This is a genomic window from Rhodococcus sp. R1101 (genome assembly GCF_000278445.1).
In the GTDB taxonomy this organism is placed as follows: Bacteria; Actinomycetota; Actinomycetes; order Mycobacteriales; family Mycobacteriaceae; genus Rhodococcus; species Rhodococcus gordoniae.
The window spans coordinates 1-11,117 of record NZ_AJVB01000092.1 but is presented as its reverse complement, the minus strand read 5'-3'; the positions used below and the strand labels follow the sequence as shown (position 1 = coordinate 11,117).

The 11,117-nt window shown below is 69.2% G+C and carries 11 protein-coding genes; 6 read left to right on the top strand and 5 right to left on the bottom strand.

From position 1 onward, the window contains the following. Positions 1-449: hypothetical protein (locus R1101_RS0108885; RefSeq protein ID WP_016933089.1), on the top strand; the 449-nt coding region annotated here is incomplete at its 5' end. A gap of 61 nt (positions 450-510) precedes the next feature. Then, the gene (locus tag R1101_RS0108880; protein WP_016933088.1) at positions 511-1,170 is read left to right on the top strand and encodes a hypothetical protein; all 660 of its coding nucleotides are present in this window, start codon (positions 511-513) and stop codon (positions 1,168-1,170) included. A gap of 70 nt (positions 1,171-1,240) precedes the next feature. Here the strand turns inward: R1101_RS0108880 and leuS are convergent, their stop codons facing one another. Beyond that, positions 1,241-4,108: a leucine--tRNA ligase gene (gene leuS / locus R1101_RS0108875; RefSeq protein WP_016933087.1), complete on the bottom strand. Its 2,868-nt coding sequence runs from the start codon at positions 4,106-4,108 to the stop codon at positions 1,241-1,243. A gap of 96 nt (positions 4,109-4,204) precedes the next feature. On the opposite strand from leuS, the gene R1101_RS0108870 reads away from it, so the two are divergent. Beyond that, positions 4,205-4,609: an SdpI family protein gene (locus R1101_RS0108870; RefSeq protein ID WP_016933086.1), complete on the top strand. Its 405-nt coding sequence runs from the start codon at positions 4,205-4,207 to the stop codon at positions 4,607-4,609. A 9-nt stretch (positions 4,610-4,618) separates the two neighbouring features. On the opposite strand, the gene R1101_RS0108865 is transcribed toward R1101_RS0108870, so the two are convergent. Continuing rightward, positions 4,619-5,272, bottom strand: coding sequence for a hemerythrin domain-containing protein (locus R1101_RS0108865; RefSeq protein WP_016933085.1), 654 nt, complete (start codon positions 5,270-5,272; stop codon positions 4,619-4,621). Between the two features lie 99 nt (positions 5,273-5,371). Here R1101_RS0108865 and R1101_RS0108860 point away from each other — a divergent pair, with 99 nt between their 5' ends. Beyond that, on the top strand, positions 5,372-6,526 hold the full coding sequence (locus tag R1101_RS0108860; RefSeq protein WP_016933084.1) for a helix-turn-helix transcriptional regulator: 1,155 nt from the start codon (positions 5,372-5,374) through the stop codon (positions 6,524-6,526). A 9-nt stretch (positions 6,527-6,535) separates the two neighbouring features. Then, positions 6,536-7,492 carry a DUF1648 domain-containing protein gene (locus R1101_RS0108855; RefSeq protein ID WP_026003052.1) on the top strand — a complete coding sequence of 319 codons (957 nt, stop codon included), beginning with the start codon at positions 6,536-6,538 and terminating at the stop codon, positions 7,490-7,492. A 6-nt stretch (positions 7,493-7,498) separates the two neighbouring features. On the opposite strand, the gene R1101_RS0108850 is transcribed toward R1101_RS0108855, so the two are convergent. Beyond that, a complete protein-coding gene (locus R1101_RS0108850) occupies positions 7,499-8,116 on the bottom strand; it encodes a YqgE/AlgH family protein (protein WP_051017507.1) in 618 nt (205 codons plus the stop codon). 300 nt (positions 8,117-8,416) lie between these two features. Here R1101_RS0108850 and R1101_RS0108840 point away from each other — a divergent pair, with 300 nt between their 5' ends. Further along, on the top strand, positions 8,417-9,736 hold the full coding sequence (locus tag R1101_RS0108840) for a membrane protein (protein ID WP_026003051.1): 1,320 nt from the start codon (positions 8,417-8,419) through the stop codon (positions 9,734-9,736). Positions 9,737-9,759: 23 nt separating this feature from the next. On the opposite strand, the gene R1101_RS0108835 is transcribed toward R1101_RS0108840, so the two are convergent. Together R1101_RS0108835 and R1101_RS0108830 are read right to left on the bottom strand one after the other, a co-directional pair. Then, on the bottom strand, positions 9,760-10,821 hold the full coding sequence (locus R1101_RS0108835; RefSeq protein ID WP_016933080.1) for a sulfate/molybdate ABC transporter ATP-binding protein: 1,062 nt from the start codon (positions 10,819-10,821) through the stop codon (positions 9,760-9,762). Beyond that, a partial coding sequence (locus R1101_RS0108830; RefSeq protein ID WP_016933079.1) for a molybdate ABC transporter permease subunit occupies positions 10,818-11,117 on the bottom strand: 300 nt, incomplete at its 5' end. The genes R1101_RS0108835 and R1101_RS0108830, both read right to left, overlap by 4 nt.

Sequence of the window (11,117 nt, the reverse complement as noted above, 5' to 3'; positions counted from 1 at the left end):
AGCAGGCGCGGCAGACCAGGAAGGCCGACACCCTCTCCCACATGGCGGAGGCCGAGAGCGACGAGGCCGTGGAACAACTCGACGCCGTGCGCCGAGCCGGACAGCAGGAACGCGAAGCCGTGCAGCACCGGACCGAGGTGGCGCAGTCGCAGGCCGAGCGGGAGGCACAGATCCGCAAGCAGGCCGCCGAACTCGAACACCAGGAGAATGTGGTCCGGGAGCAGTCCGACGCCGCCCGCGAGGCCACGGCTGCGGAAGCGCAGGCACGTCGCGAGGAGAACGCCCAGGCCATGGATGCCGCTGCGGAGGTCTCGGCGGCACAGGACGACCACCGCGCTGCCTCCCACGACGCCGAACGTGCCCGTCTCCAGGCCCAACAGGAACGGCGCAAGGCCGAAGCCCTCGATCACGCCCTGACCGAGCAGGACACCGACGAGCGGGATCGCTGACGAACCCACCACCGACATTCCCTACCGGAGCTGTACCCCCATCGAAGTTGGAGATGCGCCCATGAACCTCACCACCCTGCCCAAGAGTGTTCTGCGATTGCAGTACAAGATCGCCCGTTTCCCGTTGGGATTGATCGAGCAGCAGTTGCGGTTCCTGCCCACCGACGCCCCGCCACGGCTGATGTACGAGCGGGGACTGGGCATGCTGGACGGCATCGTCGGCAGCGTGCTCGACGATCGGGAGATCGCCACGCGCGGGGCGCTCGCCACCGAACGCGCCGACGCGGTGAAGCGCGCGGAGAAACTCGACGCCCAGGCCGCTGCCGAGAAGCGCGCGGCAGACGCCGAACTCCGTCGAACGCGTGAACGTGCCGCTGCCGAGCAGGAAGCCGCGCGACGCGACCGCGAGAACGAAGTCCGGCAGGCCCGGGAGCGTGCGCAGGAACGCGCGAAGCAGGCGGAGAAGGAGGCCGAGCAGAAGAAGGCCGCCGAGACCGCGAAGGCCGACCAGGAGGCCGCCGCGAAGCGCCAGGCCGCCGAGACCGCGAAGAAGAAGGACGAGGAGCGGATCCGCAAGGCCGAGCAGGAGGCCGCCGAGCCCGCCAAGGTCTCCCTCAAGGAGGCCGTCGCCAAGCAGCTCGAGGCGAAGGAAGCGGAGGAGCGCGCACACGATGCGGGCGAGGTCGCCGAGTTCGAGAAGATCGAGCACAAGCACCCCTGATCCCGGCTCCCGAATCGACGAGACCCCGGTGCTCCCTGTGCACCGGGGTCTCGTCCGTCGGAAGAATTTGCTACTTCACGACATTGACCATCTTGCCGGGAACCACGATCACCTTGCGCGGTGCGGCACCGCCGAGCAGTTCGGTGATCTTCTCATCGGCGAGCGCGGCCGCCTCGATCGCATCCGGAGCGGCATCGGCCGGGACGGTGATGCGGCTGCGCACCTTGCCGTTGACCTGGATCGGGTACTCGACGCTGTCCTCGACGAGCCACTTCTCGTCGGTGACCGGGAACGGGCCGTGCGCGAGCGATTCCGTGTGTCCGAGTCGCGACCACAACTCCTCGGCGAGGTGCGGGGCGACCGGCGCGAGCATCAGCACGAGCGGTTCGACGGCACCGCGCGGAGCACCCGAGGGGTACTGCTTGGTCAGGTGGTTCGTGTATTCGATCAGCTTGGCGATCGCCGTGTTGTCGCGCAGGTGGGCGTAATCGTCGGACACACCTGCCACCGCCTTGTTGAGCGCCCGCAGAGTGTCGTCGCCCGGGGTCTCGTCGGTGACGCGCAGGTCGCCGCTCTCCTCGTCGACGACCAGACGCCACGCACGCTGCAGGAACCGCTGCGCACCGACGACGTCCTTGGTCGCCCACGGGCGCGACTGGTCGAGCGGACCCATCGACATCTCGTAGACGCGCAGGGTGTCGGCACCGTAGTCGTCGCAGATCCGGTCGGGACCGACCGAGTTCTTGAGCGACTTGCCCATCTTCCCGTACTCGCGGGCGACTTCCTGCTCACCGTCCGGGCCCGTCCAGTAGAACGTGCCGTCGCGTTCGACGACCTCGTCGGCCGGCACGTACACACCGCGCGAGTCGGTGTAGGCGTAGGCCTGGATGTAGCCCTGGTTGAACAGGCGCCGGTAGGGCTCCGAGGAGGTGACGTAGCCGAGGTCGAAGAGCACCTTGTGCCAGAACCGCGCGTACAGCAGGTGCAGCACCGCGTGCTCGACGCCGCCGACGTACAGGTCGACACCGCCCGGATCGTTCGGGCCGTGCACGTCCGGCCGGGGGCCTGTCCAGTAGGCCTCGTTCTCCTTGTCGCAGAAGGCATCCGAGTTGGTGGGGTCGATGTAACGCAGTTGGTACCACGAACTGCCGGCCCACTGCGGCATGACGTTCGTGTCGCGCGTGTAGCGCTGCAGGCCGTCGCCGAGGTCGAGTTCGACGTTCACCCAGTCGGTGGCCTTCGCGAGCGGCGGGGACGGCTCGGAGTCGGCGTCGTCCGGATCGAAGGAGACCGGCGCGTAGTCCTCCACCTCGGGAAGTTCCACCGGCAGAGCGGATTCGGGCAGCGGGTGCGCACGTCCCTGCTCGTCGTAGACGATCGGGAACGGCTCGCCCCAGTACCGCTGCCGCGCGAACAGCCAGTCGCGCAGCTTGTACTGGATGGTGCCACGACCGGCGCCGTCCGCCTCGAGCTTCGCGACGATCGTCTTCTTCGCCTCGGCGACGTCGAGACCGTCGAGCAGGCCGGAGTTCACCAGCACACCGTCGCCGGTGTAGGCCTCGGCGGTGACGTCGCCACCGGAGATGACCTCGCGGATCGGCAGACCGAAAGCGGTCGCGAACTCCCAGTCGCGCTGATCGTGGGCGGGCACGGCCATGATCGCGCCGGTGCCGTAGCCGGTGAGGACGTAGTCGGCGATGAAGATCGGCAGCTTCTCGCCGTTGACCGGGTTCACGGCGTAGGCGCCGAGGAAGACACCGGTCTTCTCCTTCGACTCCTGACGCTCGAGGTCGGACTTCGCGGCGATCGACGCGCGGTAGGCCGCGACGGCGGCGACGGGATCGGCCGCGCCGCCGGTCCACCGCTCGTCCACGCCCTCGGGCCACGACGTACCGGCGATCCGGTCGACGAGCTCGTGCTCGGGAGCGAGGGTCACGTAGCTGGCCCCGAACAGGGTGTCGGGCCGCGTGGTGAACACCTCGATCGCCGAATCATGTTCGGCGACGGCGAACTTCACCTGAGCGCCGTGCGAGCGCCCGATCCAGTTGCGCTGCATCGACTTGACCTTCTCGGGCCAGTCGAGGTACTCGAGATCGTCGATGAGACGGTCGGAGTACGCGGTGATCCGCATCATCCACTGCCGCAGGTTCTTCCGGAAGACGGGGAAGTTGCCGCGCTCGGAGCGGCCGTCGGCCGTGACCTCCTCGTTGGCGAGCACCGTGCCCAGACCCGGGCACCAGTTGACGAGCGAATCCGAGCGGTACACCAGACGGTAGGAGTCGATCACGGCGGCGCGCTCGTCCTCCGACAGCGACGCCCAGTCACGGCCGTCGCCGAGGCTGCGGGTGCCGTCCGCGAACTCGGCTTCGAGTTCGGAGATGCGGCGGGCGCGGCCGGCCTCGCGGTCGTACCAGGCGTTGTAGATCGTCAGGAAGATCCACTGCGTCCAGCGGTAGAAGTCGACGTCGGTCGTCGCGACCGAGCGGCGGTCGTCGTGCCCGAGCCCGAGGCGGCCGAGCTGACGCTTCATGTTCGTGATGTTGGCCTCGGTGGTCGTGCGCGGATGCGTGCCCGTCTGCACGGCGTACTGCTCGGCCGGCAGACCGAAGGCGTCGTAGCCGAGGGTGTGCAGCACGTTGCGGCCCTGCATGCGGTGGAACCGGGCGTACACGTCGGTGGCGATGTAGCCGAGCGGATGGCCCACATGCAGCCCCGAGCCCGACGGATACGGGAACATGTCCTGCACGAACAGCTTGTCGGCGGGCACGTCGCCGGCGAGATCACCCACCGGATTGGGGGCGTGGAAGGTGCCGCGCTCGCGCCACAGCTCCTGCCAGCGCTGCTCGATCCGCCCCGCGAGTTCGGCGGTGTACCGATGCTGCGGCGTGCTGCCGGGTTCGGGCTGGGAGGTCTGTTCGGGACGGGTCACGGGGATCACTATCTACTCGGCCGGACGTGTGAGGGCTCCCACCAGGGTAGAACGTGCCCCCACCCGCGCAGACCGGTGGCACCGCCCGACGCGTATCCTGGTCGGGTGCTCATCGTCGCTGTCCTGCTCTTCGTGCTCGCTCTCGTCGTCGGCGCGGTGGGTGTCGCGGCACTGACCGGCAAACTGCCGCGCAACCGCTGGGCCGGTGTGCGCACCCCGGAGTCGCTGCGCGACGACGCCGCGTTCGCGCTGGCCAACAAGGTCGCTGCACCCAGCATGCTGGGTTCTGCGGTGCTGCTCGCCGTCGGTGCAGTCGCGTCGCTGACCCTGCCCACCGTCGCCGGGATCATCGCGGTGGCCGTCACCGTGGTGGCCGCCCTGATCACCGCCGGTGCCGGTGGATCCGTCGCAGCGCGGGTCGCCGCAGCGACGAAGCCGGAGGAGACGGCCGGCTGCGGTACCTCGTGCGGCGCGTGCAGCCTGCGCGGGGCGTGCGAGCCGACCGCCTGACCGGGCTGTTCACTCCCAGCGGCGTGCCCGCGCGTAACGCGGGGTCCACCAGAACCGGTTGAGCACCCGCACCGGTACCGGGAGGCTCTTCAGCACGACGGACACGCGGTCCTTCGGTGCCCCCTCGAAGATGTACGGCAGCAGTTCGGAGACCTCGTCCTTGTCCAGCTGCTCGAACGCACGCATCGAGAGGTCGTGCCATTCCTCCTTGGTGAAGGACTGTTCGATCAGGGGGAAGGCATCACGCTCCTCGTGCGCGAGGTGAGCACCCAGCGACGTCACGAGACCGTCGAGCAGACCGGCGAGCCGCTCGGTCGCCGTCTCCCGGTCGTCGAGCGCGTTCTCGATCTCCGCCAGCGCCGGATCGATCACGGAATGTTCGGCCTCCATCGCATCGAGCACCTCCGTCGCCCCTGCATCGTCGGCGAGCCGCGGCCGCATGAACGGCCAGACGTAGACGTCCTCGATGGAATGGTGCGTGTGCAGTTCGGTGCTGAAACCGTGCCAGCCGAGGAGCAGCGCATCGTGCGTGCCGGGGTCCGCGGTCCGCCACTTCTGTGCGAAGTCGGCGAGACGTTCGGTGTCCCGGCGTAGAGCGGCGTGGATCAGATGCACGACCTCCAGGTCCTCGGCGGACAACGGGGTGGCGTGAGCGGTGGTCATGACGGGCACCTCGACTTTCGGACGAATCTCCCCGTGCTACGAGCCTCGCCGCCTCGCGAGGTGTTCTCAATCCCACATTCGAGGGGGATACTTCGAGGCATGCGCTCTGCGCAGCGGTTGAGAGCAGGCATCCATGACGCGGCGTCCGCAGCTGCGGACGGGGCGCAGTTCCGCGAGTTCGTGATGGATGTGCTCGGCGCTTTCGTTCCGTACGACGGTGGTTGTGTCGCGCCCGTGGACCCGGCCGTCGGGGTTCCCACCGGCTTCACCACCCGCGGCCTCGACGACCCGGCCGAGGTACTCCGGTTGTCGATCGAGTTCGAGTACGGTCCGGACCTCGATCCGGACAGTCTCTACGCGCTCATGCAGCACCGGTCCGGAGTACGGCGGATCGAAGAACCCTCCGGCCGCGGACCGGGATACGACAACAGGCGTTATCTCGAACTCGTGTCGCATCTGGGCATGGGACACGAAGTGCAACTGGTCTTCCGGGACGGAGACCGTAGATGCTGGGGTGTCGGTGATCTGCTCCGCGGGCCGGGCCGGGGTTTCTCCGACGCCGAACTCGTGATGCTCGACGACGTTCTCGACGACATCGCGAACGGATTCCGCACCACGTTGATCCGGCACGCATCCGCACGAACACGGAGCACGGACGCCGAGAGCGCCGCCTGCGGATGCTCGGGCCCGGCCGTGGTGGTGATCGGGGCGGACGGCGAATTCGATTCCGTCACTGCCGCAGCGACGATCTTCTTCGAACGCCTCGGCTGGGAGAGTCCCGCTCGGGGGCGTCCCGGCCCGGCGCACGTGATCGCCCGCCAGGTCCGCAGAACACGACCCGTGCCCGCGGATGTGCGTGTTCGCACCCTCGACGGCGAATGGCTCGTGCTGCGCGCCGCGATCTTCGACGAGACCGGCCGCGTCGTCATGACCTTCGAGCGCGCACGTCTACCCGAGATCGTCGCCCTGGTCACCGCAGCCTACGGCCTCACGCCACGCGAATCGGAAGTACTCGTCGAAGTTCTCGCCGGACGGTCGCGCAACGAGATCGCGAGCCGGTTGTTCATCAGCCCGTACACGGTGCAGGACCATCTGAAGAACATCTTCACCAAGACCGGCGTGAACAGCCGTCGCACCCTCGTCTCGCGACTCGCGTGTACCGAATACATGCCCCGGTTCGGTACGGACCTGCGCCCCGACGGATGGTTCGACGAGAACGGAACGAAGACGGCAGCGGTGGAGGTCCACCCCTAGGCTGACCCCATGACGACGACGCGTCGGATCGACCCTGTGGGGGTGCTGCTCGGACTGGCCGTTCCGGTGCTGTGCGCCGTGGCCGTACTCGTATTCACCCGCTCGTGGCTCCCACGATTGCCCGGTGAGATCGCGACGCACTGGTCAAGCACGACCCCCGACTCGTTCGGCTCGCCCATGACCTCGGCGTGGACCGCCGCCCTGCTGATCGTGCTCGTCGGGGGTGGCTGCTGTGCGATCGCCGCGCTCGCGCAGGCGCAGCTGCTCATGCGCCGCTACATGCTCGCGATCGGTCTCGGCGTGACCGGCACGATCACCACACTGTTCCTCGCCGGTCTCGCGGGACAGCTCGACACGACCGACGCCACGCAGGCACCGCTGGAAGGGTGGCCCGCGGTACTCGGAATGTGGGCAGGTATCGCGGTGGGCTGGTTCGGCGGTCGGCACCTGCGCGACGGCCGGGAACGGAAGGTGGCGACCACCGCTCCGGATCCGGCACTGCCGCGCGGCCGGGCCGACCTGCCGATCGTCGAACAGGTGGGTACCGGTGCGGGCACGACGGCGGCACTGTCGCTGCTCGTCCTGATCCCGGCGTTCATCGTGTGTGCCGCTGTGCAGAGCTGGTGGCCCCTGGGCCTGATCGCTCCCGTCGTTCTGCTCGTCCTGGGTCTGCTGCGCTACACCGTGGTGGTCGACTCGGACGGGATCCGGGTGTCGAACCTGGCGACCGACGCGCTCGGCTACGACCTCGACGAGATCGTCGGCGCGAAGGTCACCGAGACCCGGCCCTTCCAGGACTGGGGTGGCTGGGGACTACGCGCCAAGGGTGGCAAGCGGTACGGTCTGGTCACCCGCACCGGACCCGCCGTCGTGGTGACCACGGCCTCGGGACACGAGTTGACCGTGACCGCAGCGAGGGCCGAGGAGATGGCCGGCGCGCTCAACACCCTCGCCGACGCCCGCTGACGGAGCTCAGTTGCGCTCGACCTCGATGGGGTGGGTCGCGAGCAGAGCCATCGGCAGCGGCTGGCGCCGCAACACCCTCGCCCACAAGTCGAGATGCGCGGGCGCGAGCACGTCGCCGGGCAGTGCCGAGACCACCATCCAGTCGTCGTTGCGCAGTTCGCCGTCGAGCTGACCGGCACTCCATCCCGCATAGCCCGCGAAGATCCGTACGCCCTCGACGTAATGGGCGATGTGCCCGGGATCGGCGTCGAGGTCGATCATCGCGACACGGCCGTCGACGTGGCGGATACCCGGCACGTCGGTGATGTCGGCCCCCACCCGCAAGGTGCCGAGGCACAGTGCGGAACTGCGGTGGACGGGACCACCGACGAACAGGGACTTCGGTTCGGTGGCGAGCCACGACCACTGCGGCAGCATGGCGTCGACCGAGGTGTCGCTGATGCGGTTCAGGACGACGCCGAAGCTGCCCGCATCGGTGTGCTCGATGATGTAGACGACGGTGCGGCGGAAGGTCGGCTCGGTGAGGTCGGTGGCGGAGACCAGCAGGCTGCCCGCCCGCACCCTGGGTGTCGAGGGTGCGGTGCGATCCTCGGGTTCGTCCTGATGTTGCGCCACGTCAGCCATTCTGTCACCGCCGTCACCGGCGCGTGGGGCGGAACCCGACGGTATGTGCCTACAGGGCGAGATGGTGCTCGAACAGGACCCCGCGGTCCGGAGAAGTGTCGGGTCCGTACTGCCCGAAGACCTCGGAACCCACGACTCCGAACAACGACGGTCATGCCCGGATGCCGCGTGCCGGTACGGAATCCGGGCGGTGAGGGACCGCACGGATACCGGGCGCGGTGGTGCACTCGGCGGGGCGGTGCAAACCGGACACCGAATTGCCGAACGAGGCCTGCCCGCGGAGCCGATAGTGTCGTGCTCGTGCGAGACTCCGGGCAGCCGTCGAGGCAGCGGGCGTGGCGATCGACCGCGATCGCCCTGCGGCACTCGCCGGGTCTCGTCCGTCTGACGGTGGTGCGCTTCGCGAGCCAGTTCGGCGACGGACTGTTCCAGGCCGCACTCGGCGGGGCGATCCTGTTCAACCCGGAACGTCACACCGACCCCGTGGCCATCGCGGCCGGCTTCGCGGTGCTGCTGTTGCCGTACTCGGTGATCGGCCCGTTCGCCGGCGCCCTGCTCGACCGATGGGACCGACGTCTCGTCCTCGTGTGGGCCGCTCTGCTGCGCGGAGTGTTCATCGCGGCGGCCGCGGCCGTCCTGCTCCTCGGAGGACCGCAGATCCCGCTCATGCTGCTCGCGCTCGCCGCCGTCGGCGTGAGCAGATTCGTCCTGGCCGGTGTATCGGCCTCACTCCCGCATGTGGCGTCCCGATCATGGCTCGTCCCTGTCAATTCCGTTCTGGCCACGGTCGGTTCGGGTGTCTCGGCGGCCGGGGCCGCCGTGGCGGTCGCGACCATCGGATTCGTGGGTGCGGGAGACACCGGCTCGGGCACGGCCGTCCTTCTCGGCGTGAGTGGTTCGATCGTCGGAGCGGTCGCCGCATCCGGATTCGCCGCGAATGCGCTCGGTCCCGAGGGAATACGACCCCGGACAGTGATCCGCACCGTCCTGTCGGGTCTGCGGACCGGTGCGCGTGCCGTGCTCGACGCGCCGGGTGTCACCGTCGCGATGCTCGGAATCGGCGCGCACCGCATCGTGTTCGGCATCGACACACTCATCATGGTGCTCGTACTGCGCGCCGCGGGCGACAACTCCGGCGCTCCGGCCGGGGGTAGCGGCTCCGATCTGCTGACGGGCTTCTCCGGATTCGGTGTCGCGGTCGCCTGCACCGCGGCCGGCATGCTCCTCGCAGCGGTACTCGCACCGATCCTGATCCCCCGGCTGGGCCGTCCACGCACCGTCACGCTCGGCTTGATCGCCGCCGCGATCGTCCAGTTCACGCTCGTCACCACCGTGGCGGCCGGACCACTGCTCGCCGCGGCATTCCTGCTCGGTCTCGCCGGTCAGACCATCAAACTCACCGGCGATGCGGCGATGCAGATCGACATCGGCGACGTCCGCAGAGGACGCGTCTTCGCGTTGCAGGACACCGTCTTCAACATCGCCTTCCTCGGTGCGATCGTCGTGACGGCCTTCATGATCGATCCCGACGGACGCACGCCCGCACTGGCCGTCGCAGGCGGGGTCGTGTACCTGATCGGCCTCGCCGCCGTGCTCGCGGTGCGCCGCACGCGGTGCTGATCACGCGAGCAGCGTGGTATCGCTCACGAGCGCAGCGCGGCCGGATGGATCCCCACCTCCGTGGCCTTCACGACGAACCACACGGCGTCGCCCGGGTGGACGTCCAGGTCGGCGAGTGCCGCCGTCGTGATCTCCGCGGCGATACCCGTACCCGACCGCACGAGCACCGTCGATCCCTGAGCCTCGAGTTCCGCGATCCTCACGCGCAGGGCGTTGCGAGGGCTCCCGTGCGGGGCATCGGTGTAGACGGCCACCGCCGACGGCGCGAAGACGGCGACGGCTGCCGTGCCCGGAACGCAGTCGTCGTGGACGCGACCGTGGACGACACCGTCCGCGGATTCCAGCGCGTCCTGTCGTACGGTTCCGGTGACGAGATTGGCCCCCGCGATGCGGGCGGCGAAGGCGCTGCGCGGTCGCGTCAGCACCCGGCGTACCGGTCCGTCCTCGACGATGCGGCCGGCCTCGATCACGATCACCCGATCGGCAAGTGCGAGCACGTCCAGCGGGTCGTGGGTGACGAGCAGGGCCGTGCGGCCACTGTCGCGCAGGACGCGCCGCAGCAACGACCGCAGCACCGGCGTCGCGGTGACGTCGAGCGCGGCCATCGGTTCGTCGAGCAACAACAGATGCGGCTCGGCCGCCAGGGCACGTGCGAGCGCGACCCGCTGTGCCTGTCCACCCGACAGTTCGTGCGGGCGGCGATCGGCGAGATCTGCCGCATCGACCTCCCGCAGCCATCTCTCGGCGCGGGCACGGGCCTCACGCCGGCCCACACCCGCACTACGCGGCGCGAACTCCACGTTGCCCGCGACGGTCAGGTGCGGGAAGAGCAGGGCCTGCTGGGCGAGCAGCACCACCGACCGGTCGTGCGGAGCCACAGCGACACCGGTCGCAGTGTCGGTGAGGACGCGGCCGTCCAGTTCGACGCGACCGCCATCGGGACGCAACAGCCCGGACACCACACCCAGGAGGGTCGACTTTCCGGCACCGTTCGGGCCGAGCACCGCGACGATCTCACCCTGCGCGACCTCCAGTTCGACGTCGACATGGCGAGCGGCCACCCGGGCCCGCACCGTGAGGCTCACAGCGGCCGCTCCTTCCGCCGCGAGTACACGGCCACGACGATCACGACGGCCACCAGGATCAGTACCAGCGACAGGGCGACGGCGGCGTCCGGATCGGTTTCCCGCTGCAGATAGATCTCGAGCGGCAGCGTGCGGGTCACGCCCTGCAGGCTGCCGGCGAAGGTGAGGGTCGCGCCGAATTCGCCCAGGGCACGGGCGAATGCGAGCACCGAACCCGAGACGAGACCGGGCAGCACGAGAGGCAGGGTGATGCGCCGGAAGACCGTCGTGGGGCGCGCCCCGAGCGTGGCCGCGAC